Annotated in this window: 21 protein-coding genes, 2 tRNA genes and 3 rRNA genes; 10 read left to right on the top strand and 16 right to left on the bottom strand. The window is 41.6% G+C overall.

What is annotated here, in order from left to right; genetic code table 11:
- Nucleotides 1-11: 11 nt before the first annotated feature.
- Nucleotides 12-560, top strand: a complete 549-nt coding sequence (locus MN200_RS03385; protein ID WP_078426253.1) for an NUDIX hydrolase — start codon at nucleotides 12-14, stop codon at nucleotides 558-560.
- Between the two features lie 59 nt (nucleotides 561-619).
- Here the strand turns inward: MN200_RS03385 and MN200_RS03380 are convergent, their stop codons facing one another.
- Complete coding sequence (locus MN200_RS03380) at nucleotides 620-955, bottom strand: hypothetical protein (RefSeq protein ID WP_228723733.1); 336 nt, start codon at nucleotides 953-955, stop codon at nucleotides 620-622.
- 274 nt (nucleotides 956-1,229) lie between these two features.
- Here MN200_RS03380 and pabB point away from each other — a divergent pair, with 274 nt between their 5' ends.
- Nucleotides 1,230-2,579 (top strand): aminodeoxychorismate synthase component I, encoded by a 1,350-nt coding sequence (gene pabB / locus MN200_RS03375; RefSeq protein ID WP_176537199.1) that lies wholly within the window; start codon nucleotides 1,230-1,232, stop codon nucleotides 2,577-2,579.
- 71 nt (nucleotides 2,580-2,650) lie between these two features.
- Here the strand turns inward: pabB and hisC are convergent, their stop codons facing one another.
- Together hisC and hisD are read right to left on the bottom strand one after the other, a co-directional pair.
- Entirely contained in the window at nucleotides 2,651-3,742 is a 1,092-nt protein-coding gene (hisC, locus tag MN200_RS03370; protein WP_242760050.1) for a histidinol-phosphate transaminase, read from the bottom strand.
- A gap of 174 nt (nucleotides 3,743-3,916) precedes the next feature.
- A complete protein-coding gene (gene hisD, locus MN200_RS03365; protein ID WP_242760049.1) occupies nucleotides 3,917-5,218 on the bottom strand; it encodes a histidinol dehydrogenase in 1,302 nt (433 codons plus the stop codon).
- 176 nt (nucleotides 5,219-5,394) lie between these two features.
- Between hisD and MN200_RS03360 the strand changes: the two genes are divergently transcribed.
- A complete protein-coding gene (locus MN200_RS03360; RefSeq protein WP_242760048.1) occupies nucleotides 5,395-5,739 on the top strand; it encodes a nuclear transport factor 2 family protein in 345 nt (114 codons plus the stop codon).
- A 73-nt stretch (nucleotides 5,740-5,812) separates the two neighbouring features.
- Here the strand turns inward: MN200_RS03360 and hisG are convergent, their stop codons facing one another.
- The 5 genes from hisG to MN200_RS03335 all read right to left on the bottom strand — a co-directional run bounded on the left by hisG (nucleotide 5,813) and on the right by MN200_RS03335 (nucleotide 10,123).
- On the bottom strand, nucleotides 5,813-6,514 hold the full coding sequence (gene hisG / locus MN200_RS03355; protein WP_004984172.1) for an ATP phosphoribosyltransferase: 702 nt from the start codon (nucleotides 6,512-6,514) through the stop codon (nucleotides 5,813-5,815).
- Nucleotides 6,511-7,770, bottom strand: coding sequence for a UDP-N-acetylglucosamine 1-carboxyvinyltransferase (gene murA / locus MN200_RS03350; protein ID WP_078390238.1), 1,260 nt, complete (start codon nucleotides 7,768-7,770; stop codon nucleotides 6,511-6,513). Before murA ends, hisG begins: the two co-directional genes overlap by 4 nt.
- Before the next feature lie 6 nt (nucleotides 7,771-7,776).
- On the bottom strand, nucleotides 7,777-8,028 hold the full coding sequence (ibaG, locus tag MN200_RS03345; protein WP_004695019.1) for a BolA family iron metabolism protein IbaG: 252 nt from the start codon (nucleotides 8,026-8,028) through the stop codon (nucleotides 7,777-7,779).
- Nucleotides 8,029-8,164: 136 nt separating this feature from the next.
- Nucleotides 8,165-8,497, bottom strand: coding sequence for a ribosome-associated translation inhibitor RaiA (gene raiA, locus MN200_RS03340; protein WP_242760047.1), 333 nt, complete (start codon nucleotides 8,495-8,497; stop codon nucleotides 8,165-8,167).
- Between the two features lie 171 nt (nucleotides 8,498-8,668).
- Nucleotides 8,669-10,123, bottom strand: coding sequence for an RNA polymerase factor sigma-54 (locus MN200_RS03335; protein WP_005400217.1), 1,455 nt, complete (start codon nucleotides 10,121-10,123; stop codon nucleotides 8,669-8,671).
- 329 nt (nucleotides 10,124-10,452) lie between these two features.
- On the opposite strand from MN200_RS03335, the gene MN200_RS03330 reads away from it, so the two are divergent.
- Complete coding sequence (locus MN200_RS03330) at nucleotides 10,453-11,007, top strand: DJ-1/PfpI family protein (RefSeq protein WP_242760046.1); 555 nt, start codon at nucleotides 10,453-10,455, stop codon at nucleotides 11,005-11,007.
- 59 nt (nucleotides 11,008-11,066) lie between these two features.
- Here the strand turns inward: MN200_RS03330 and MN200_RS03325 are convergent, their stop codons facing one another.
- From MN200_RS03325 to MN200_RS03290, 8 genes are all read right to left on the bottom strand, one after another.
- Nucleotides 11,067-11,378 (bottom strand): ankyrin repeat domain-containing protein, encoded by a 312-nt coding sequence (locus MN200_RS03325; protein ID WP_242760044.1) that lies wholly within the window; start codon nucleotides 11,376-11,378, stop codon nucleotides 11,067-11,069.
- Nucleotides 11,379-11,401: 23 nt separating this feature from the next.
- Nucleotides 11,402-12,379 carry a DUF4268 domain-containing protein gene (locus MN200_RS03320; protein ID WP_242760042.1) on the bottom strand — a complete coding sequence of 326 codons (978 nt, stop codon included), beginning with the start codon at nucleotides 12,377-12,379 and terminating at the stop codon, nucleotides 11,402-11,404.
- A 103-nt stretch (nucleotides 12,380-12,482) separates the two neighbouring features.
- A complete protein-coding gene (locus MN200_RS03315; RefSeq protein WP_242760040.1) occupies nucleotides 12,483-13,832 on the bottom strand; it encodes an aromatic acid/H+ symport family MFS transporter in 1,350 nt (449 codons plus the stop codon).
- 482 nt (nucleotides 13,833-14,314) lie between these two features.
- Nucleotides 14,315-14,429, bottom strand: a 5S ribosomal RNA gene (rrf, locus tag MN200_RS03310).
- 170 nt (nucleotides 14,430-14,599) lie between these two features.
- A 23S ribosomal RNA gene (locus tag MN200_RS03305) occupies nucleotides 14,600-17,493 on the bottom strand.
- A 447-nt stretch (nucleotides 17,494-17,940) separates the two neighbouring features.
- A tRNA-Ala gene (locus MN200_RS03300) sits at nucleotides 17,941-18,016 on the bottom strand.
- Nucleotides 18,017-18,084: 68 nt separating this feature from the next.
- A tRNA-Ile gene (locus MN200_RS03295) sits at nucleotides 18,085-18,161 on the bottom strand.
- Between the two features lie 61 nt (nucleotides 18,162-18,222).
- Nucleotides 18,223-19,760: ribosomal RNA gene (locus tag MN200_RS03290) — 16S ribosomal RNA — on the bottom strand.
- The 16S, 23S and 5S rRNA genes sit together here with 2 tRNA genes alongside, the layout of an rRNA operon.
- Nucleotides 19,761-20,309: 549 nt before the next feature.
- Here MN200_RS03290 and MN200_RS03285 point away from each other — a divergent pair.
- From MN200_RS03285 to MN200_RS03260, 6 genes are all read left to right on the top strand, one after another.
- The gene (locus MN200_RS03285) at nucleotides 20,310-21,212 is read left to right on the top strand and encodes a VacJ family lipoprotein (RefSeq protein WP_125274109.1); all 903 of its coding nucleotides are present in this window, start codon (nucleotides 20,310-20,312) and stop codon (nucleotides 21,210-21,212) included.
- Nucleotides 21,213-21,310: 98 nt separating this feature from the next.
- Nucleotides 21,311-22,279 (top strand): RsbU family protein phosphatase GigA, encoded by a 969-nt coding sequence (gene gigA / locus MN200_RS03280; RefSeq protein ID WP_004692240.1) that lies wholly within the window; start codon nucleotides 21,311-21,313, stop codon nucleotides 22,277-22,279.
- 112 nt (nucleotides 22,280-22,391) lie between these two features.
- Nucleotides 22,392-22,913 carry an anti-anti-sigma factor GigB gene (gene gigB, locus MN200_RS03275; protein WP_004692241.1) on the top strand — a complete coding sequence of 174 codons (522 nt, stop codon included), beginning with the start codon at nucleotides 22,392-22,394 and terminating at the stop codon, nucleotides 22,911-22,913.
- A 23-nt stretch (nucleotides 22,914-22,936) separates the two neighbouring features.
- Nucleotides 22,937-23,761: a carbon-nitrogen hydrolase family protein gene (locus tag MN200_RS03270; RefSeq protein WP_242760038.1), complete on the top strand. Its 825-nt coding sequence runs from the start codon at nucleotides 22,937-22,939 to the stop codon at nucleotides 23,759-23,761.
- 135 nt (nucleotides 23,762-23,896) lie between these two features.
- Nucleotides 23,897-24,433: a hypothetical protein gene (locus MN200_RS03265; protein WP_125274107.1), complete on the top strand. Its 537-nt coding sequence runs from the start codon at nucleotides 23,897-23,899 to the stop codon at nucleotides 24,431-24,433.
- A gap of 99 nt (nucleotides 24,434-24,532) precedes the next feature.
- Nucleotides 24,533-24,958 (top strand): organic hydroperoxide resistance protein, encoded by a 426-nt coding sequence (locus MN200_RS03260; RefSeq protein WP_078388700.1) that lies wholly within the window; start codon nucleotides 24,533-24,535, stop codon nucleotides 24,956-24,958.
- The last annotated feature ends 15 nt before the right edge of the window (nucleotides 24,959-24,973 follow it).

The raw sequence follows: 24,973 nt of genomic DNA, 5'->3' as shown, positions 1-24,973 counted from the left end.
TGATGATGAATATGGACTTTTGCAGCAATTGCGGACAAAAAACAACAGAACAAATCCCTCTTGGCGACCATCAATTGCGTCGTGTTTGCACCTCTTGTAGTTCTATTCATTATGTGAACCCTAAAGTGATTTGTGGCGCACTCGCACTTTGGGAAAATAAAGTATTGTTATGCCGCCGTGCTATTGAACCGCGTTATGGGCTATGGACTTTACCAGCAGGTTACATGGAGTTGTTTGAAACTATGGAACAAGGTGCTGCACGAGAAACCCGTGAAGAAGCGGAAGCAGAAGTTGAAATCGAACAGCTATATTGCATGTACAATATTCCGCGTATTGGTCAAATTTATGCGCTCTTTAAAGCGAACTTAGTGGATGGGAAATTCGGTGCTGGCGAAGAAAGCATTGAATGTCGTTTATTTGAAGAAGATGAAATTCCTTGGTCAGAACTGGCTTTCCCTAGTGTCGAACATACCTTACGTCACTATTTTGCCGACCGTAAAAGTAATCAATTTAATCTTCATCTCGAAACCCTAGGTACACGCTTAGATCATACAGGTTAATGTTGCCTAATATCAAAAAAAGCCCATCGATGATAGGCTTTTTTTGTGTTACAACGATATTATTTTGCTAACACTTTATAGCAATCAGCAATTTCAATTGAAACTTCGCCTTCACGGAAGTCTGCGGCTGCTTGATTGGCAATGCTATTTTTTTCATAATAGTTACTCAAATACGCCTTATAGATATTGGTCCACTTTACCCCTGCACCAGAAAAATCACTGAGGGAAATATAAGCACTTTCATTAACATTGGCAGACAATAAATTACCGAGATTAACGCGTGCCCCACCAATCACTGTAGAGGTCTGTTTTCCTTCACTATTCACATCACTCACAATATTGGTATTTGCGCCAATAACTGCGCCATCAATTTTATCAAAGATAGGATTTGCCAAGAGGATACGGAAGGTTACCGCTTTATTTTTCTCCTAAGAGCTTTATTTTTGTGATATCGATCACTCGGTGTTAGTTACTGTTTTTTTATTTTGTCGCAGTATTAACACCTATCCTTGAGTGACTTTATTGCCTGAACTACGTTATATCTGAGTGATTTTTTGATCAACTGCTGTTGGTCGCAATCCATAGCTTACCGATAAACGGTATTTCCTCTATGCGTACACGCACAATGCGGTAAAATAGCCTGAATTTTTTGATCCTATTTGCGTTAGCATGACTCTAAGCCAATCATTTAAAAAGATAATTTGTGATTCAACCCTCTCTGTATCTCATATACTACAGGCGTTGAATGAGCTCACACAGTTAGTCTATTTACAAAATGTCGATGCACCCGTCATTGCTTTTTTACCTGAACGTTACCAAGTTTTTCGAAAAAACCAGCACTTTTTCTTTCAACGCACACAGGATTTTTGTTATATCCGTGATGACGAAGAAATAGACATTTCCAGTAATATTCAGCCAAGCTCAGAACAAAAAGAAGCATCTTTTAGTGGCGGACTCATTGGATTCGTCAGTTATGATTATGCCGTCCAGCAACACGTTCCGGTTCAAATTAAGTCACAGCCAAGCCTATTTTTAGGTTTATACAGCAGTTATCTACAATGGACTGATACAGGTTGGCTATTTTGCAGTAGTGATTTACAAGCTGAACGCATTTATCGCAAAATTGAATCGTATTTATTACAGCCATCGGCCTTAACTCATCCACTCCAACTCGGGTCGATCTGCCAAGCACGCTGGACTAAAAATCAATACAAGCAAGCCTTTCAACAAGTACAGGAATACATCAAAGCTGGGGATTGTTATCAAATCAATCTCACACAAGAGTTTACCGCCAAAGCACACGGTCAACTCCTAAGTGTGGTCGAGGCATTTTGGCAATTGACCGATGCACCTTACTCGGGCTATCTCCGTATCGATGATTTTGAGCTCTTAAGCTGTTCACCCGAGTTGTTTATTGATTTTCAAACCCATCGTAAAATCATCACTAAGCCGATTAAAGGCACCATGCCGCGCTATGCAGATCCAGTCTTAGATGAACAATCGAAACAACGCTTAATGGCTTCGGAAAAAGATCAAGCTGAAAATGTGATGATTGTTGATCTACTGCGTAATGACTTGAGTGTTTATGCAGAAACGGGCTCAGTCAAAACACCTAAACTGTTTAATATTGAAAGCTTTAATCAAGTCCATCATATGGTCAGCGAAGTCGAAGCAACACTTAAAGCAGAAGTTCATCCCTTTCATGTGCTGCTCTCTGCGCTACCTGGCGGGTCTATTACAGGCGCGCCTAAAATTCGAGCGATGCAGATTATTGAAGAACTCGAAGGAGCACCACGCGGAGCGTACTGTGGCTCAATGGGTTATTTTAATTTCGATGGTACTGGTTCTTGGAACATTCTGATTCGTTCTATTCAAAAATTCCAAGATGAGGTTTCGCTTTGGGCTGGCGGTGGAATTACCATTGCATCAGAGTGTGAGGCTGAATACCAAGAATGTTTTGACAAGGTCTCAGCACTGCTTAATTTACTCAATACCTTTGTACAAACGGACACTGAATAGCCGCCAAAATAAAAAAGTGAACCTTCACATCAGTGAAGGTTCACTTTTCAAAGATCAAAACTGTTGAAAGTTTATTTTAAAATATCATTTTTCAATGTATCGGCTAAGCGTTGATTTTGTTGATCAGTTCCAACCGTGATACGTAAAAACTGGTTAATACGCGGTTTATTGAAGTAACGCACAATAATGCCTTGTTCACGTAATTCAGCCGCTAATTCACCCGCATCTTTGCTAGGCAATGATGCAAAGATAAAGTTGGCACTTGATGGCAAAACGTTAAAGCCTAGTGCGGTCAATTGTTCAACCAAATGTTCACGGCTTTGAATCACTTTTTGATTTTGTGCTTCAAAATAAGCTTGATCTTCAAATGAAGCGACCGCAGCGGCTATCGCAAAACGGTCCATCGGATAAGAGTTAAAACTATTCTTCACCGCTTCAAGTGCCGCAATCAAATGCGGTTGAGCAATCGCAAAACCAACACGTAAACCTGCCAGTGATCGAGACTTAGACGTAGTTTGGCACACCACCAAGTTCTCATATTTTTCCACCAAACTGACTGCCGATTCAGCACCAAAGTCTACATAAGCTTCATCAATGACCACTACTGAATTTGGGTTGGCTTGAAGTACTTCCTCAATAGCTGCCAAACCAATATCTATACTGGTTGGTGCATTTGGATTGGTAATAATAATGCCGCCATTGGCTTGCTTATAGTCATCCACCACAATTTCAAAGTCATCATTGAGCGGCAAAATTTTGGTTTTGACTCCAAAAAATTGGCTATAAACAGGATAGAAGCTATAGGTAATATCGGGGTAAAGTAAAGGCAGCTCTTGCACAAAAAAGGCTTTAAAAATATGTGCTAAGACCTCATCTGAACCATTGCCAACAAAGACATTTTCAACCGCAACATTTTGTTGTTTCGCAATCGCCTGCTTTAAAGCAGAAGCATCTGGATCTGGATATAAACGCAATACATCTGCGGAGTTTGACAAAATTGCTTGAACAGCCTCCACCACTTTTGGTGAGGGTGGATATGGGTTTTCGTTGGTATTGAGCTTCAATAAATTTTGAATTTTCGGTTGTTCACCTGGCACATACGGTTCTAATTCACGTACTTCAGGACTCCAAAAACGCATTTGTTCTGTAGTGATATTTGACATTGACTATCTCATTTATGCACTCAACTTACTTGTATGTAAGCCCTCTCCTTCTAGGAGAGGGTTTGGGAGAGGTTTATGATGTCCCAAACTGAATTAAATATTTTCCTCTCTCCTAACCTCCCCCATAGGGAGAGGAACATTCATTACTGAACACATGAGAGATCTAAATTTATATTATTGATAACGATAACGTGCCGAACGCGCATGCGCATCTAAGTTTTCTTGTTGCGCTAAGATATCCGCGGTTTTCGCCAAAGTTTTCACACCTTGCTCAGAGCACATAATCAAACTTGAACGCTTTTGGAAATCATATACACCCAGCGGCGAGGAAAAGCGTGCCGTACCTGAAGTTGGCAAAACGTGGTTGGGCCCTGCACAATAGTCGCCGATTGCCTCTGGAGTATAACGCCCCATAAAGATTGCGCCTGCATGACGAATATCTTCAGCCATTTCCTGTGCTTCATCTAAGCAAAGCTCTAAATGCTCAGGGGCAACTTGATTAATCAGCTCAACTGCTTCAGCGCGGTCTTTCACAAGCACTAACGCGCCACGATTGGCAATTGAAGTACGCGCAATCTCCGCCTTAGGTAAAGCTTGTAAATGCGCTTCAATAGCCAACTCTACTTCATTTAACAACTGTTCATCTGGTGTAATAAACACTGCTTGTGCCACAGTATCGTGTTCAGCTTGGGACAATAAATCCATTGCCAACCACTGTGCGTTATTCACGCCCTCAGCATAAACTAAAATTTCAGATGGCCCTGCAATCATGTCGATACCGACTTGTCCGAATACTGCACGTTTCGCAGCCGCGACAAAACGGTTGCCCGGCCCTGTAATCTTATCCACTGCCGGAATCGTTTCTGTACCATAGGCTAAAGCCGCAACCGCTTGTGCCCCACCAATGGTAAAGACACGGCTGACGCCAGCCAAATAAGCAGCCGCTAATACCAATGGATTCAACTCACCATTCGGTGCAGGCACGACCATAATAATTTCAGGTACACCCGCCACATGCGCAGGCACAGCATTCATCAGTACAGAAGACGGATAAGATGCTAAACCACCAGGTACATAAATACCAACGCGATCTAAAGGCGTTACTTTTTGCCCAAGTGTGTTCCCCAAGGCATCCACATAGGTCCAGCCTTCTTGTTTTTGCGCTTGGTGAAACTCACGAATACGGTTTGCAGCGAGCTCTAACGCCTCGCGGACTTCGGTACTCAAACCATCAAAAGCGGTTTTTAATTGTTCTTGGGTCAGTTCTAAATCTGAGAATTGATGCGCGGGATGTCGATCGAACTGTTGAGTGAGTTTAAGAACATGAGCATTACCATGCTGACGAACATCAGCGATGATTTGATCTACGGTTTTTAAAAGTTCTGGGTCACTCACGGTTTCAAAAGCCAACAAATCAGCAAAGACTTGTTTAAAGTTCTGATCTTGAGTCGATAAACGTCGCATCAATTTATCCACAATGAAAATAAAGGGAAGCTTTAGTTTACCTTGTTTCCTGTATTTTGTGGGCAACAATCCTCCAGCTAAACACAGAGTGTAATGAAAAATTACTTTTAACTTCATCGGGAAATGAATCTGATTCAATATTTTTAAACTAGAATCATTAAACATGACTAAAAAACAGGCAAAACAAAATGACCCTCACGGACATAGCCATATGCTTTTCAACGGGGCAATTTAGCCGAATCCAACAGCATTTTTCAGAAACCATTACATGGGAAATTGTTGGTGAACAACGGCTTTCAGGTTTTGATCAAGTACTGAAGCATTGCCAATCTATCGAACATTATTTTACGACGGTCGCGCATGAGTTCCATATTCAAGCAATTCATGAAACGGGTCATCATGTGATTGTTCAAGGTGCAGCGCAATTTCATGACGCCAAGCAGACATCCCGAATTTCTGCTTGTGATGTCTATACTTTTAATACTTTAATTCAACTGGTTCAGATTCAATCCTATTGTATTTCAATCCAATAAAAAAATTTAAAAATGAGCAGGTACAAAAAACCGCCATCATCGATAGCGGTTTTTTTAAACAAAAAAGATCAACTTATTTGTTTTTTAACGCTTCACGTTCAGCGACTGCTGTTTCTAACTGTGCAAGAATTGGGTTTAACAATGCTTGCTTACGTTTGAAACTAGCCTTGTTCACGATCAAACGTGAAGACACTTTACAAATTTCTTCCAAAGGCTCTAAACCATTGGCACGTAAAGTATTCCCAGTATCGACAACGTCAACAATGTAATCGCCCAAACCCACCAACGGTGCAAGTTCCATTGAACCGTACAACTTAATCACATCGACTTGCTCACCTAAGCTTGCATAGTACTGACGGGTTAAGTTTACGTATTTAGTGGCAATTTTTAAACGCCCTTTGGGACGCTCCATGCCAACTTTGCCTGCAGTCATCAGTTTACATACTGCGATTTTTAGATCGAGTGGTTCATAAACGTTTTGTGCGCCATGTTCCATAAGCACGTCTTTACCCGCAACACCAATATCCGCCGCACCATTCTCCACATAGGTAGGTACGTCAGAAGCACGTAAAATTAAAATACGGACTTGTTTATGGGTGGTTGGGAAAATTAACTTGCGTGACTTATCAGGATCTTCCAGTAAGTTAATTCCAGCCGTTTCAAGTAAAGGCAGGGTTTCTTTTAAAATACGACCTTTACTCAATGCCAATGTTAAACCATGATCAAAATTGCCCATTACGTCAAAATTTGGATCATCGTTTCTCATATCGCTCATGAACTTACTCGCTTAATTTGGGCGCCTATACCTTGTAATTTCGCTTCAATATCTTCATAACCGCGGTCAATATGATAGATACGATCAATCAGCGTCTCACCATCCGCAGCAAGTGCAGCTAGCACCAGCGAGAAAGAAGCGCGTAAATCTGTTGCCATCACAGGTGCTGCAGAAAGTTTCTCTACACCCGTCACGACAGCATCATTACCTTCGACCTGAATATTGGCACCCATACGTGACAATTCAGGTACGTGCATAAAACGGTTTTCAAAAATCGTTTCAGAAATAGTAGCAAAACCACGGCCAATGGCATTAACTGCCATAATCTGTGCTTGCATATCGGTTGGGAAGTCAGGATGTGGAAGCGTTTGGAAGCTGACTGCTTTCGGGCGTTTACCCATCATATCCAGCTCGATCCAATCATCACCACGGGTCACTTCCGCGCCCATTTCTTCAAACTTTTCTAAAACTGATTCCATCAATGTTGGATCAGTATGTGTAGTTTTTACACGACCACCAGTAATGGCCGCAGCAGCCAAATACGAACCTGTTTCAATACGGTCAGCAACTACAGCGTATTCACAGCCATGTAGTTTTTCAACACCTGTTACCACTAAGGTATCTGTGTCTAAACCTTCAATTTTTGCACCCATCGCGATCAACATTTTCGCAAGGTCAGTAATTTCAGGTTCACGTGCCGCATTACGAATCGTAGTCACGCCTTCGGCCAATGCCGCAGCCATTAAGATATTTTCGGTGCCACCCACGGTCACCATATCAAAAATAACTTCGCCACCTTTCAGACGGCCATCAACTTTAGCGTGTACATAACCCGCTTCAACTTCAATCTCTGCACCTAAAGCTTCTAAAGCTTTTAAATGTTGATCGACTGGGCGCGAGCCAATCGCACATCCACCCGGCAAAGATACTTTTGCACTACCATAGCGCGCCACCAATGGACCGAGCACTAAAATAGATGCACGCATGGTTTTCACCAACTCATACGGTGCAAACTGATTATCCAGTGTTGAGGTATCCGCAGTAACCGTGTCGCCTTCGTAGGTCATGGTAATGCCTAGACCACCAATCAACTGCACCAAAGTATTGACATCTTTTAAATGCGGCACGTTGGTGAGCTTGGTTGGGGTTTCAGGCAAAATCATTGCTGCAAGCAACGGCAAGGCAGCATTTTTAGCACCCGAAATACGAACTTCGCCTTCGAGCTTAGTGCCACCTTGAATTAAAAATTTATCCATCTAATTTTAAGCTCCGAATAAGCTTGCTTTACGCCATTCTTCTTTAGTCATTGCACGAATAGTCACCGCATGCACTTCGCCACTTGCGATATAAGAATTTAATGGTGCATAAACAGCTTGCTGACGTGCAACAGGGCGTTTGCCTTCGAATTGGTCGTCGACAATACGTAAGTCAAACTTTCCGCCTTGCCCACTAACTGCAACTTCAGCTTCAGGAAAAGCAGCTTTTAAAATTTCAGTGAGCTGTTCACTATTCATCACAAAGACCTCTTATAGGACCAACGGTGTAAAAACCTGCCATTTTACTATAAATCTGAAAAATAAATCATAAACCCGCACACTTTATATATAAAAAAAGAGGTTTTAAAAAACCTCTTTTTGCATAAAAATCAAACTAAATGGCGATCGGTTGGTAAACCTGCTGCATTTTACGGTGCTTATCGAGCTGTCTTTTTAGTTTTTCTGATAATTTTTTAATCGACGTATACATATCATCTGCTGAAGCCTGAGCAAAAAATTCAATGCCCGGTAAACGGATAATTGCTTCTGCAATATGATTGCTACTGCCTTTTTTAGTATGTTTATCGACCTGATGATCCTTGGTTAACTTCACCTGCATACTGTTTACCTGATCAATATGCTTGGTCATTTCTGCAAATTTGCAGCGAATGGTATCTTCAATAGCTGCGGTAATACTCAAATGATGTCCACGAATTGTTATTTGCATATATCTATCCCTCACCTTCATTAGGATTAATGAGGAAAAGCCAAAACGATTTAATGACTGCAAAACAACCAGCGCGCATAGAAACATCAAATCATTTTAGCCATTCCTTAAAGAAAAAAGAGGTTCATTATGTTGTCATAATGAACCTCTAGAATAGTCAGATTTTAAATTTTAGATCAAGACTTTTCGTTCAGAAGATGACGGAATATGTAACGATTCGCGATACTTTGCCACTGTCCGACGTGCTACATCAATTCCATCGTCCTTTAACAGATTGGCAATTGCGTTATCTGACAAAGGCTTACGTGCATTCTCTTCAGCAATCAATTTTTTAATCTTGGCGCGAATTGCAGTTGAAGATGCTTCACCACCTGAAGTAGTCCCCACATGACTTGAAAAGAAATATTTCAATTCGAACAAGCCGCGTGGCGTCAGCATATATTTGTTGGTGGTCACCCGAGAAACGGTCGACTCATGCAATTCAACTTCTTCTGCAATATCTCGAAGTACCAAAGGCTTCATCCCTTCAGCACCAATTTCTAAAAATGCACGCTGATGTTCAATGATACACGTCGCCACTTTCAGTAAAGTTTTATGGCGTTCATCGACACTTTTAATAAAGTTCTTCGCATCCAACATTTGATTACGTAAGTACTGATTATCTTCACTTTGATCAGCACGCTTAATCATATTGGCATAAAACGAGTTCACACGAAGTTTTGGCATCACATCAGGATTTAAAGCCACTTGCCATTGTTCGTTTTTCTTCATTACTACGACATCAGGAATTTGATAATCTGAGTCTTTATCTTCAAACTCAAGCCCTGGATGCGCTTTTAGCGTTTTCAATAAATCAACCGCGCACTTGAGCTGCTCTTGATTTAAACCCGTTTGTTTAATCAGTTTCGCTAGTTCATTGCTGATCAATAGTTCATAGTTTTTCAGCAGATTCATAGCATCATTTCGACACGCGGTCTGCATCGGCAAGGCTTCCAACTGTACCATTAAGCACTCTGCAAGATTCCGCGCCCCAACGCCAAGTGGGTCTAAACGCTGAATATGCTTGAGCACCACAACCACTTCGTCATCTTCGACTTCGTCGTCATAGTCCATGCTTGTTAAAAGATGTTGAACTGAAGTCGTTATTTCTGAAATATCACTGTCTAAAAAACCTTTATCGTCCAAAGAGTCAATAATGCAATAAGCAATCAACATATCTACTTGCGAAAAATGCAACAGATTGATTTGCTCCAACATATGCTCTTTTAAGCCCAAATGACCTTGGCGATTATCTTCTCGCTCTTCAAATTCTGCCGCGCCCAAACTGGTTGGTTGATGCGTATAGACATCATCCCAGTCGGTATCGACGGGTAAATCATCGGGTAAATGGTCGGCGTTGAGTTCGTTGGTCAAATCTTTCTTATCCTGTTCTTGCTCTTGCACACTGGATAAGCTTTCGATAGATGACTGTTCTTCTACTTTTTCTAGGAGCGGGTTGCTGTCGAGTTGAATCTGAATTTCCTGTTCAAGTTCAAGGCTCGATAATTGAAGCAATCGAATGGCTTGTTGTAATTGGGGGGTTAGCGACAAAGAGTTCGAAACTTTCAATCCAACCGATAACTTCATAAAACCCTACTCATCAATACAACTATTTTTAAAGCACGCTTTATAAGCAATTTTTGTGCCGTTTTATTTTTTATAGCATAGAAAATTCAAAAAACCTACATTTTTTGAGCAGATTGTTTTCTATTTTCTATCTGGTTTTTAGATTTATGTGGATGTCTTAGTGCACATCAATTATTGAAAAGGCTCATTAAAACCTTCACACAGTCTAAAGTTACACGAAACACTACATCGGCTACTTTCACTTATTTACAAGAGTCCGTTAAATCAAAACATCTGAATCATTCTGCTTTGTTAGGCTAAAGCATAGACATTTTTTTTAGGGGCTTTACATGACTCAAAAAGTATTGTTCATAACATCAAATGTAGGCGTAGAACATGATGAGCTAATTCAGCCTCTCCATTTTCTACAGTCCAAAGGCATAGAATGCATTCATGCCGCGATTGAAGCTCGCGATGTTCGAACTGTCAAAATGGACTCAGAATCGGCAGCAAGCTATCCTCCAGATGTCGATTGGGATCATGTTCATTATGACGACTACGATTTGCTGATTATCCCCGGCGGTGCAGTTAATGCCGATCTATTACGCCACCATCCCAAAGCTGTCGAAATTATCCAAAGCTTTAGCAACCAAGCTAAACCAATAGCTGTGATTTGTCATGCGCCTTGGGTTTTGATTAATGCTGAACGGATTCAAGCTAAACAACTGACTTCGCATCAAAGTATACGACTCGATCTAGAAAATACAGGTGCTATATGGGTCGATGAAGCCGTTCACAAATGTGATGCCGGTGGTTGGACGCTCATCAGCTCACGTAGTCCAGAGGATCTTCCCGCTTTTAATCAAGCGATATTAAAAGAACTTGAATCCAATTCGTCCATTTAAGATGCCATAAAATAAAAAGAGCCTGATATTGAGCAGGCTCTTTTATTCATTTTTAAAAGTTACAGACTTTTTAAGTATTCAATAATTTCTACTTGTTCCGCCATTTCAGCCAGTTGAAGCGCAGTGTATTCACCTTTGTAGTGGACATTCGCACCTTTTTCCACCAGTAGTTTCACCACATCTAGATAGCCATTTTCAGCCGCCGCTTGGAGTGCACTATAGCCTTCATCGTCGGTGGAGTTCACATCTACACCATTGACGAGACTTTTTTCTACTTCAGCGAGTTCACCTAAAGATGCCCAGTACACCAGTTCAGGTAAGTGCAGTTCATCATCGTTTTCAGGAATTGGGGAGAATGAGTTGAGTTTCATACATATTTTGACTTAGAGCTTATTTAAATCATACTATTTTTAGCCTTGTCTGTGTGGCTCTTTACAACTAAAGCTAGAGCATTACTAAATTTGCTTTTCAATTCTAGCAACTTCTTAATATGCCATTTTTTAATATCATCTAATTCCTGTGCTGAATCCATAATTGAACCATCTTTATAAAGAGCTATTCTACATGCTCTTTTACCATCTAACCTTTCCCAACAAATAGATTCTGCAAATTGAGACTGATAAAAATCTTTCTTGTTTATAAGGCTTTGTAAAATACTTTCATTTGTCTCTGAGTTAGCGACATCAATATATATTTCAGCTCTAGCTTTTCCTGAAGCAGTAAAATTAGCCCCATAATATATACCTTTAATTCCTGAAGAAAATGAATACCAATTCTGCGGCTGACCAACTTTTGCAGAAGTAAATTTATAATTAATTCGTAAGTCATCAATTAGTCTCTGGAAATATATTTGGTACCTTTCCTCCTTCTCACTAATAGAAGCATTTTGTATACGAGTCTTTTTATTCTTTTGCCACTCATTAGGAGAGGCAACTAGTTTAAAAGTACATGCAGGCTTAGAATCATCAATTTTTATAACTTCAACAGAAACAGCAAAAAATAGAGTATCAGTATCAGTCTTTTGGTTTAACCAGTCCAAAGCCTGCCTATGTTCCTCACGAACTGATTCAGAAATCCAAATAACAACCGCTGCATCAAATCCTGCAGCGTAAGTTATTAACTTGCCTAAATGATCATGATCTGTTTGTGTTAATTGATTTTCAATAATAACAGTATGCGTAGTACCTAAATCTTTAGCTAAAATATCTAAAGAGAAATCTCCTACATTTGCTTCCCTATCCGTCAACTCTAATTCTATTCCTAAAGCATCACCCAATTTATCCAAATTATTTGCAAGCCAAGGTGTAAAATTTGAAGCCTCATGCGACCAAACTTCACGTAAAGGAACTTTGGAAATTTCTCCAAAAATCATCTTAAAATCTCTTCGTCTAAATCAGCTTTATTAAGAATATAAATTATATAACTAGCCAACAAAAGCCCCCAATAACTGGAGGCTTCTTTTATCAATTTCTGCCTTAAGCTTTGGCCGCAGCTGGCGAACCAGACTTAAGCTTTTCAGCTTCATTTTCATTCATAATCAGTGCAACCGCAATAGCAGTAATCAACACAGGTAAACCCACTGCAATAAAGTTAAAGTGTGCAGGCAAATTCATTCCCAACAAACTCCCGATCAAAATTGGCCCAATGATTGCACCCATACGACCAATCGCAGACGACCAACCAATCCCAGTTGAACGAACAGCAAGTGGATAGTACTGAGCGACATAGCTATAAAGAAGCATTTGCGAACCAATTGATGCAGCACCCGCCAAGAATACTAAAATATATAAAAGGAATTGATTCGATTGGAAGCCCATCAAGCTCATCACAACAGCACCCATCATCCCCAAGCACATCAGCACAGGTTTCAAATGGAAGCGATCTGCCAAGATCCCTCCACCCACAATACCAATCACAGCACCAATATTCATCACCATCATAAACATCAAGCTATTGTCCATTGAGTAGCCTGCTACCATCATTAACTTCGGCAACCAACTGCTTAAAGCATACATCGTCAGTAAGCAGGTGAAGAACGCCACCCAAAACAACAAGGTATTTACCGCACGCCCACGTTTAAATAAGCTCACAACATTTGCAGACTCTGGTACATCAACCTGATGCAACTCAAAAGTTGTATCTTCTTTTACCATTACTACTGGTGATAAACGACGAACAATTTTACGTGCTTCCGCCTGACGGTTTTGTTGCACAATAAAAGTCAAAGACTCGGGCAAAAACTTCCAAATAACAGGTAATAACAACAAAGGAATACCCGCAATAAAGAACATAATTTGCCAACCAAAACTTGGAGTAAACCACGCACCTAACAATGCAGCCATTACACCACCCACGGCATAACCACTAAACATTGTGGTTACTAAGGTACTACGCATTTTTTGTGGTGCATATTCAGATGTCAGCGCAACAAGGTTTGGCATTACCCCACCAATTCCAAGCCCAGCAAGGAAACGTAAAACCGCAAATTCCGTTGGATTTGATGCAAAACCACCTGCACAGGTAAGCCCGCTAAAAAGCACAATACAGATCATAATGACTTTTTTACGGCCAATTTTGTCGGCTAAAGAGCCAAATACCATTGCACCAAACATCATGCCCGCAAGTGCTGTACTGGCTAACATGCCTGCTTGAACGGCACTTAAGCCCCAATCATTCATCAGTAATGGTAAAGTCACGCCATTAATTGCTAGATCATAGCCATCAAATAAGATAATGAGTAGACACCAAGCAACAACTTGAAAATGGAACCCCGAAAATTTTGCACGATCAATAATATCATTCACATTCACTGCTTTAGCTGACATTATTCACCTCCTATGAGCTATTGTTTCATTGCACTTTAACTAGCGCCCTTCAGTTTTTATAATGTGCTAATTCAACCCAAACAGAAGTCATTCACCAAAGTAATTTGGTGTTATATTCACACAATTTATAGTGATATAAAAATTCAACATTAGTCTAAATAATTGATTTAATTCGCATTAAAAATAAATAAAACCAACCATTAACACTTGTCTTTCTGATATGAAATAAAATAATAATTAACAATAAAGGCCTAATTTAAATTAGATAAAAATATAGTATTTAGTTGATAGTAAAAATTAACTGATAGTAAAAAAGAAAAATAAGTATAGAAAGGTTCATTTAAATAATAATTATGACTATTTAGGATGTTTTATTTAATTACGATAAATCTCAATTAGACGATTGATTCATTTATTATTTAATATATTCAGCATAAAAAAATCCCCCTCAGCGATTAGCGGAGGGGGATTTAGAATTAATGAGCTGGCGATGACTTACTCTCACATGGATAACTCCACACTACCATCAGCGCTAAGAGGTTTCACTTCTGAGTTCGGGAAGGGATCAGGTGGTTCACTCTTGCTATTGTCGCCAGCACAACTGTTTATGACTATTCGTTGGGTCTTATTTACACATTGTGTATGCCTAACTTTCATCAAATGAGTTATTAACAGGTATATTTGAGTTGGATATTTTATCTAGCTTTATAACTAAATCAAGTTGTTTGCAGTGATTTGAACCACAACACCAACTGTTTGGGTGTTGTATAGTCAAGCCTCACGAGCAATTAGTATTGGTCAGCTTCACATATCACTATGCTTCCACATCCAACCTATCAACGTCGTAGTCTTCAACGGCTCTTTAGAGGACATAAAGTCCTAGGGAAATCTTATCTTGAGGTAGGCTTCCCGCTTAGATGCTTTCAGCGGTTATCCCTTCCGAACATAGCTACCCGGCGATGCGACTGGCGTCACAACCGGTACACCAGAGGTTCGTCCACTCTGGTCCTCTCGTACTAGGAGCAGATCCTCTCAAATTTCCAACGCCCACGGTAGATAGGGACCGAACTGTCTCACGACGTTCTAAACCCAGCTCGCGTACCTCTTTAAATGGCGAACAGCCATACCCTTGGGACCTGCTTCAGCCCCAGGATGAGATGAGCCGACATCGAGGTGCCAAACACCGCCGTCGATATGAACTCTTGGGCGGTATCAGCCTGTTATCCCCAGAGTACCTTTTATCCGTTGAGCGATGGCCCTTCCATACAGAACCACCGGATCACTAAGACCTACTTTCGTACCTGCTCGACTTGTGGGTCTCGCAGTTAAGCGCGCTTTTGCCTTTATACTCTACGCGTGATTTCCGACCACGCTGAGCGCACCTTCGTACTCCTCCGTTACTCTTTAGGAGGAGACCGCCCCAGTCAAACTACCCACCAGACATGGTCCTCGTCCCGGATAACGGGACAGAGTTAGAACCTCAATATTACCAGGGTGGTATTTCAAGATTGGCTCCACCGAAACTAGCGTCTCGGTTTCAAAGCCTCCCACCTATCCTACACAAGTAAGATCAAAGTTCAATGTCAAGCTGCAGTAAAGGTTCACGGGGTCTTTCCGTCTAGCCGCGGGTACACCGCATCTTCACGGCGAATTCGATTTCACTGAGTCTCTGCTGGAGACAGCGCCCCCATCATTATGCCATTCGTGCAGGTCGGAACTTACCCGACAAGGAATTTCGCTACCTTAGGACCGTTATAGTTACGGCCGCCGTTTACTGGGGCTTCGATCAAGAGCTTCGCTTACGCTAACCCCATCAATTAACCTTCCAGCACCGGGCAGGCATCACACCCTATACGTCCACTTTCGTGTTTGCAGAGTGCTATGTTTTTAATAAACAGTTGCAGGGGCCTGGTTTCTGTGGCTGCCAATAGCTCAAGGAGTAAATCCTATCACCGTCGGCAGCGTACCTTCTCCCGAAGTTACGGTACCATTTTGCCTAGTTCCTTCAGCAGAGTTCTCTCAAGCGCTTTGGTCTACTCGACCTGACCACCTGTGTCGGTTTCGGGTACGATTCCTATGTAACTGAAGCTTAGAGACTTTTCCTGGAAGCATGGTATCAGCCACTTCACTGTACAAGTACAGCTTGCTATCAGTTCTCAGCATAGAGTACCCCGGATTTGCCTAAGATACATGCCTACAACCTTCCACCTGGACAACCAACGCCAGGCTGACTTAACCTTCTCCGTCCTCTCATCGCATTACATAGAAGTATTGGAATATTAACCAATTTCCCATCGACTACGCCTCTCGGCCTCGCCTTAGGGGTCGACTCACCCAGCCCCGATTAACGTTGGACTGGAACCCTTGGTCTTTCAGCGTGCGAGTTTTTCACTCGCATTGTCGTTACTCACGTCAGCATTCGCACTTCTGATACCTCCAGCATACTTCTCAATACACCTTCATCGGCTTACAGAACGCTCCCCTACCACTTGCAATAAATTGCAAATCCGCAGCTTCGGCATATAGTTTTAGCCCCGTTACATCTTCCGCGCAGGCCGACTCGACTAGTGAGCTATTACGCTTTCTTTAAAGGGTGGCTGCTTCTAAGCCAACCTCCTAGCTGTCTATGCCTTCCCACATCGTTTCCCACTTAACTATAATTTTGGGGCCTTAGCTGGCGGTCTGGATTGTTTTCCTCTTGACTACGGACGTTAGCACCCGCAGTCTGTCTCCCGGATAGTACTCATTGGTATTCGGAGTTTGCATCGGTTTGGTAAGTCGGGATGACCCCCTAGCCGAAACAGTGCTCTACCCCCAATGGTATTCGTCCGAGGCGCTACCTAAATAGCTTTCGGGGAGAACCAGCTATCACCGAGTTTGATTAGCCTTTCACCCCTATCCACAAGTCATCCCCTGGCTTTTCAACGACAGTGGGTTCGGTCCTCCAGTTAGTGTTACCCAACCTTCAACCTGCTCATGGATAGATCACCCGGTTTCGGGTCTACACCCAGCAACTAAACGCCCTATTAAGACTCGATTTCTCTACGGCTCCCCTATGCGGTTAACCTTGCTACTGAATGTAAGTCGCTGACCCATTATACAAAAGGTACGCAGTCACCGAACAAGTCGGCTCCCACTGCTTGTATGCATGCGGTTTCAGGATCTATTTCACTCCCCTCACAGGGGTTCTTTTCGCCTTTCCCTCACGGTACTGGTTCACTATCGGTCAGTCAGGAGTATTTAGCCTTGGAGGATGGTCCCCCCATATTCAGACAAGGTTTCACGTGCCCCGCCCTACTCGACATCATCATATAAGCCCTTTCGTGTACAGGACTATCACCCACTATGGTTGCACTTCCCAGAGCATTCCACTAGAACTTATATGACTTAATGGGCTTTTCCCCGTTCGCTCGCCGCTACTGAGGGAATCTCAATTGATTTCTTTTCCTAAGGGTACTGAGATGTTTCACTTCCCCTCGTTCGCCTCGTATGACTATGTATTCATCATACGATACCTGCCTTATGACAGGTGGGTTTCCCCATTCAGAAATCTCCGGATCACAGGATATTTGCCGCCTCCCCGGAGCTTATCGCAGGCTATTACGTCTTTCATCGCCTCTGACTGCCAAGGCATCCACCACATGCACTTAATTACTTGACTATACAACCCCAAACAGTCGTTAATCCCTACAAGTAGGATTAAGACAGTCTATGATGATTTCTCATCACTTCCTTACAGTTTGTTGTTCTGTGTACTTAAACACTGTACAGCTTCAATTCAATTCACATACCAAAACGCTTGATTCAGTTAATTTCGCTAGTAACTCATTTCTTTAATCTTCATCAATCAGTAATAAATCACTGTTAATGTCGATCTTAAAAACGAGTATGAACAAATTATTTCAACTCAAATATATTCTGTTAATGATTTTTCCAGCCTTCGTCAGGTCAGGAAACTGCGATAAATCACAGAAGTTAATAAGTTATCTACTTACTAATTTCTGTAATCCAACTTCTTAGATTAAGCTTCGTTCTATGTGTGCCTGCGCACAGCATAGCTGTTTGCTTAAATTCTCGGACAAAGCGCTGCTTTGTTTTTCCTCGAATTTGGTGGAGACTAGGAGAGTCGAACTCCTGACCTCCTGCGTGCAAAGCAGGCGCTCTACCAACTAAGCTAAGTCCCCAGCTTATCAATAAGTCAATGTCTCTGTTTTTCTGTATTCAGCATTTAACAATGCTTGTTAGTCAGATTTGGTGGGTCTGACAAGACTTGAACTTGTGACCCCACGCTTATCAAGCGTGTGCTCTAACCAACTGAGCTACAGACCCTCAGATACATCGTCATGAAGAACAACTTGTTGTGGATTCTTACCAATCGTCAATCTTTCGTTAAGGAGGTGATCCAGCCGCAGGTTCCCCTACGGCTACCTTGTTACGACTTCACCCCAGTCATCGGCCACACCGTGGTAAGCGTCCTCCTTGCGGTTAGACTACCTACTTCTGGTGCAACAAATTCCCATGGTGTGACGGGCGGTGTGTACAAGGCCCGGGAACGTATTCACCGCGGCATTCTGATCCGCGATTACTAGCGATTCCGACTTCATGGAGTCGAGTTGCAGACTCCAATCCGGACTACGATCGGCTTTTTGAGATTAGCATCCTATCGCTAGGTAGCAACCCTTTGTACCGACCATTGTAGCACGTGTGTAGCCCTGGTCGTAAGGGCCATGATGACTTGACGTCGTCCCCGCCTTCCTCCAGTTTGTCACTGGCAGTATCCTTAAAGTTCCCGACATTACTCGCTGGCAAATAAGGAAAAGGGTTGCGCTCGTTGCGGGACTTAACCCAACATCTCACGACACGAGCTGACGACAGCCATGCAGCACCTGTATGTAAGTTCCCGAAGGCACCAATCCATCTCTGGAAAGTTCTTACTATGTCAAGACCAGGTAAGGTTCTTCGCGTTGCATCGAATTAAACCACATGCTCCACCGCTTGTGCGGGCCCCCGTCAATTCATTTGAGTTTTAGTCTTGCGACCGTACTCCCCAGGCGGTCTACTTATCGCGTTAGCTGCGCCACTAAAGCCTCAAAGGCCCCAACGGCTAGTAGACATCGTTTACGGCATGGACTACCAGGGTATCTAATCCTGTTTGCTCCCCATGCTTTCGTACCTCAGCGTCAGTATTAGGCCAGATGGCTGCCTTCGCCATCGGTATTCCTCCAGATCTCTACGCATTTCACCGCTACACCTGGAATTCTACCATCCTCTCCCATACTCTAGCTTCCCAGTATCGAATGCAATTCCTAAGTTAAGCTCAGGGATTTCACATCCGACTTAAGAAGCCGCCTACGCACGCTTTACGCCCAGTAAATCCGATTAACGCTCGCACCCTCTGTATTACCGCGGCTGCTGGCACAGAGTTAGCCGGTGCTTATTCTGCGAGTAACGTCCACTATCCTAGAGTATTAATCCAAGTAGCCTCCTCCTCGCTTAAAGTGCTTTACAACCAAAAGGCCTTCTTCACACACGCGGCATGGCTGGATCAGGCTTTCGCCCATTGTCCAATATTCCCCACTGCTGCCTCCCGTAGGAGTCTGGGCCGTGTCTCAGTCCCAGTGTGGCGGATCATCCTCTCAGACCCGCTACAGATCGTCGCCTTGGTAGGCCTTTACCCCACCAACTAGCTAATCTGACTTAGGCTCATCTATTAGCGCAAGGTCCGAAGATCCCCTGCTTTCCCCCGTAGGGCGTATGCGGTATTAGCATTCCTTTCGGAATGTTGTCCCCCACTAATAGGCAGATTCCTAAGCATTACTCACCCGTCCGCCGCTAGGTTAGGTAGCAAGCTACCCTTCCCCGCTCGACTTGCATGTGTTAAGCCTGCCGCCAGCGTTCAATCTGAGCCATGATCAAACTCTTCAGTTAAAATCATTAGTAGCTTATGGCTACAAATCTTGGCTCATCAATTTTCTGACAAATATTTCTCAAATAAACTTCGAGTAATTTCTACCATCAATCAATGAAATATTTTCGATCGATCAATCAGTAAAAATCCACACAAGTTGTTCTTCATAATCTCTTAATGATCTTCTTGCTGATTCGTCATCAGCAAGCTAGGTCGGCTATACTACTCTCTTTCAAGAAGAAGTCAACTGGTTTTGTTAATTATTTTTAAACTTATTCAAGACTTTCAGATTCTACCGCCTGGGCTAAATCCTTGTTTCTCAACAAGTTTTAATCAACATCACCGCCGATGGATGTGCATTCTACAGCATTTCTAATCCAACACAACCCCCTTTATTCAATTATTTATAAAAAAACTTCCACTTGTTTATTTATTCAGCAAAATGACGCTTTTTTACTAACATTTCTTAAAATTTGATTTAACAATGAGCAATAAAGAGCTGTTAAGATAGTTAAAAGATTATTTTTTTTAATTCACCTGCTGATTATAAAGTTCCGGAACTCTTTTATATGCAACACATTCGCCACTTATGTGCTGGTCTACTCTTTGTAGGCTTTACAACATTTGCATTTGCTGAAGATGTAGCGCCTACAGCTGCCAGCGAAATAGATACCAGTGCTGATCCGCAAACAGCTCAATCTTCTTCGCTTAAAGAATTAAAGAATATTAAAGCAAAAGATTTAAAAGTAGATGCCAATGCAGCACAACCTGATAATGTAAAAGATCCGCTTCAACCTTTGAATAGACAAATTTTTGCCGTCAATGATGCTTTAGACCGTGCGATCGTTCGCCCAATTGCGGTGGAATATAAAGAAAAGATCCCTTCTCCGATTCGTGACTCTTATAGTGGCTTTCGTAAAAACCTCGGTGAACCTTGGAATGCAGTGAACCAACTTATACAAGGTCGTCCCGGCCGTGCCGCAAAAACTTTAGGTCGATTTACCATTAATACGGTAACTACTTTAGGTTTTGCAGATCCTGCTTCGCGCTTGGGTTTAGAAACTGAAGATGAAAACTTTGGTACGACTCTTGGCTATTGGGGGGTTCCATCTGGCCCATACCTAGTACTTCCTGTTTTTGGGCCAAGTACTTTCCGTGATGGTTTTGGCTTGGTTGTTGATGGCTATGCGCGCCCACAAAGATACATATTAGAAGATGAAGAAGTCCTGTATTGGGCCGAACAGACTTTACGTGGTATTGATGTGCGATCACAACTGATTGATATTGAGGGTGCGATTCAAGGCGACAAATATTCCTCAATTCGTGATATTTATTTACAACGTAAAAACTTCATTATTGCTGAGAAAAAAGGCCAAGAAGCTGAAGGAATGTTCATTGATGAGGTCGGTGATGATGATTCTTCTAGCTCTCCATCAACCAATGAATCGCATCAAATGTTAGATACGGAATAACAATGTATTGCAGCTAGAGTTGAATTTTTTTTCTCTAGCTGTAATTTGCTTGTTATAGTAAAGCAATAGCTTAATGCTAAGGATAAGCCATTTTTTTTATGTATTTCATTCAACCTTCTCGCCATATTCCATATTTAGAACAGGTGCTAGACACACTACCAAGTGTGCAAATGATTCGCATAGAAGACATTGATCTTTATGACCCGACTATTATTGCTATTGCCGATATCCAAGATTATTTAGATTATAAATGGACACTTCCCACCATTGTCCTTGCCTTTGAAAATGAAGGTAGTGCTTTAGCCCAAGCTTGGGAACTCGGTGCTTTAGCAGGTTGGATGTGGAATAAACTCCCCAGCAATCCTCAACAATCCTTGCTCAAAATTGATGCACAATATAAACGTAATCAAGATAGTCGAGATCTGCCTTCCGCAGCAGAGTTACAAAAGCGACTTTTACCAAATCCTATAGAACTCCAAAATTACACCGTTGAAACATTTTTTCAGCCTTCTGCTTATTTGTCTGGAGACTGGTTTGATTATTGGAAAATTAGCGATAAAGAAGTGATGTTCTATTTGGCTGATGTATCCGGTCACGGGGTCACTAGTAGCTTATTAACCTCTTGGATGGCGGCTTTTCATGGTCGTGCCAAAACACCGCGTGAACTCATTAAGAAACTTAATGGCATGTTGGTTCAAGAGAATATTGAAAAGCATATCACCATGATTGCAGGGATTTTAAACCTCGAAACCCATCAACTTCGTTGGTCGAGCGCAGGACATTACCCCCCCGCAATTATCTTCGAGCCGAATCAAGCTCCCAAAATATTACATACCAGTAGTTTTCCTTTGGGCCTTACTGAAGAGCTAGAAGTTGAAGAGCATGAATGTGTGCTCAATCGTCATGCCCGCTTCATTATTTGCTCCGATGGTGCACTCGAACCCTTCAATGGTGGACTGAATGATCAGTTCACACAATTGGTCTATCATTTGCAAAATCAATCCTTTGAAGCACCAGAACATGTTGCAGACGATATTGCCATTTTAAGTTTACGTCGAATGAATTAATTAAATTATCAATAACTTATTACAATATCCTATCTTCTAAGACTGTTAGATACTTGAGTAAGTATTTGCCCTATGGGATAATTTCCTATCCTTCTCTGCAAATGGCATTTATATGTCAACAGGTCATGTTGAATATGCAAGCTTGAATGGAACGCATATTTTTAAGCTTATTGGCGAAGTGCGTGCCCAATCTTGTATCAGTCTAGACAAACTTTTAAACCGTATTGAACAACAGTCAAATGTTGTTGGTGCAATCGTAGATTTAACCCAAACTACATTCATCGACAGCACTGTGTTAGGCATTTTGGCAAAGTTAGGCTTAAAGCTTAAACAGATCCATAATATCCAAGCTGTCATGTTGTCCACCAACTCTGATATCACTACCTTAGCCAACAGTATGGGGCTAGGGCAGGTTTTTGTGATTTTAAACTACTGTGGCGATCCAAACGTTTGTACCCTCGAACTGATGGAAGAGCACATTACGCATCGTAATATGTTAAACACCGTACTAGATGCACATAAAACTTTGATGGAACTGAATCAAAGTAATCAAAATATGTTTGAACCTTTGGTCAAACAGTTGCAAAAAGAACAAGACAGCCTCGATCAAGTGTCACAGCAACAAAACGCATAACAACAAATTTTGTAGGCCCATTTATGACTTTACTTTCTGTTGTACAAATGAACTCTCAAAATGACATTGAAGCAAACTTCCTTGTCATTGAGTCTCTCATTCAACAAAGTAAAGTAAATGGTGCTGAACTGATTGTGTTTCCCGAAAACTTCGTTTGTTTTGCCGCAGGCAAACAACGTGAGACCGCAGCACAGTTTGAAGACATTCAAAAGCGTTTAGAAAATCTTGCTCATCAATATCAGATCTGGATCGTCGCGGGTACTCTCCCATGCCCGTTCCGTCCAGATGGTTCTGTTATTGAGGATGGTCGTGTTCGTACAGTCAGTCTTTGCATTAGCCCTGAACGTACTGAAGCACGTTATGACAAAATTCATTTGTTTGACGTACAAGTTGGCGATGCTGTGGGTGGCTACCAAGAATCGAAGTTTTTTGAACCTGGTACAGATGTCGTTGTGGCAAAAATGCCTTTTGGTATTATTGGCTTGATGGTTTGCTATGACTTACGCTTTCCTGAACTGGCTTTAACTTTACGCGCGCGCGGTGCAAATATTTTGACTGCACCCGCTGCGTTTACCTACACCACAGGGCAAATGCACTGGCAGTTATTATTACAAGCCCGTGCGATGGACAGTCAATGTCAGGTTTTAGGCGCCGCACAACAAGGCTGGCATGGTGAAAAGAGACAAACTTGGGGACATGCAGCGGCAACCAATAGCCGTGGTCAAGTTTTGGATTTGATTCTTAACCCGGGCGCACAGTTGATTACGGTTCCTTTTGACTTGGCAGAACAAGTTCAAATTCGTGAAAGTATGCCGTTGATGCAACATCGGAAATTAATTCAACTCTAAAGATTTAAATAAAGTAAAAAGCAAATCTTAAGTTTTTTCATGAACTCATTTTTAATATTTTCACTGAAACATTAAATCGATAATAATGAAAATATTTTACTCCTCACACCTCTACTTCTTTCATTTCTGCACACCTTGGTATTTGCAAAAACAAATGATCTATATGCACTTGCAAAAAAGAACTCAGAAACCGAATGCGTTCGAAGCTTAGCCCAACCCGTGCTTTTAAAAAATAAAGTACGGAATCATACATTTTCAATTAAAAATACGATGGATGATTTTTCTATTTTATACGGTTTAGAAACAGCACAACTTGAAAATAAGCAAACTATACGACTTAAGCACATCAGTTGTGAATCTTATGGTTTCGACATTCAACTCATTCTAAATTCAACCGATATTGAAAAAAATCACAAACTTTGTCAAAGCTGTTTCATTCAAGAGTTATGTAGAATCGCTATTTATTTGCAACAAGATGATCGTGCGTTTTATTTAGATGGTATTACTGCTTTAGAGCAACAATTTACAAAATCCAAGACCTTTGAAATCAATATTGACTATATGCTTAAGGGTACAGAAGAAATGCCCCAAACCTTTTCTTTTAAGCAGATTCAAAAGCAAAAAAATGGACAATATTTGATTCATTTTAGGAATAGCACAGGTCCACTTTAACTCTTTTCTATTTAAAGATTACATTTACAAAAACACTGCTTATTCTTTCTGCAATTTAGGACAGGATAAGAACTCAAATACAATATTCAGGGAATCACAATGTCTTTAGAAAAAGTAGTTTATACAGCACATGCTAAAGCGACAGGTGGCCGTGATGGTCGCGCAACCTCTTCTGATGGAATTTTAGATGTAAAACTCACCGTTCCTAAAGAAATGGGCGGCGCAGGTGGTGGAACCAACCCTGAACAGCTTTTTGCCGCAGGTTATTCTGCATGTTTTCTAGGTGCAATGAAGTTTGTTGCTAACCGTGACCAATTAAAAATTACACCTGATGTTTATATCGAAGGTGATGTAGGTATTGGCCCGATTCCAACAGGCTTTGGTATTCAAGTGACCTTGAACATTCACTTAGAAGGTTTAGAGCATGCAGAAGCGCAAAAATTAGTGGATGCAGCACATATTGTTTGCCCTTATTCAAATGCAACGCGTGGCAATATTGATGTGACGTTGAATGTGATTGTTTAATTTTTAAATGAACAT

The sequence above is a fragment of the Acinetobacter sp. LUNF3 genome (assembly GCF_022699605.1).
Taxonomy (GTDB): Bacteria; Pseudomonadota; Gammaproteobacteria; order Pseudomonadales; family Moraxellaceae; genus Acinetobacter; species Acinetobacter johnsonii.
The sequence above is the reverse complement of the archived record's forward strand: the minus strand, read 5'-3'. Positions and strand labels throughout refer to the sequence as shown.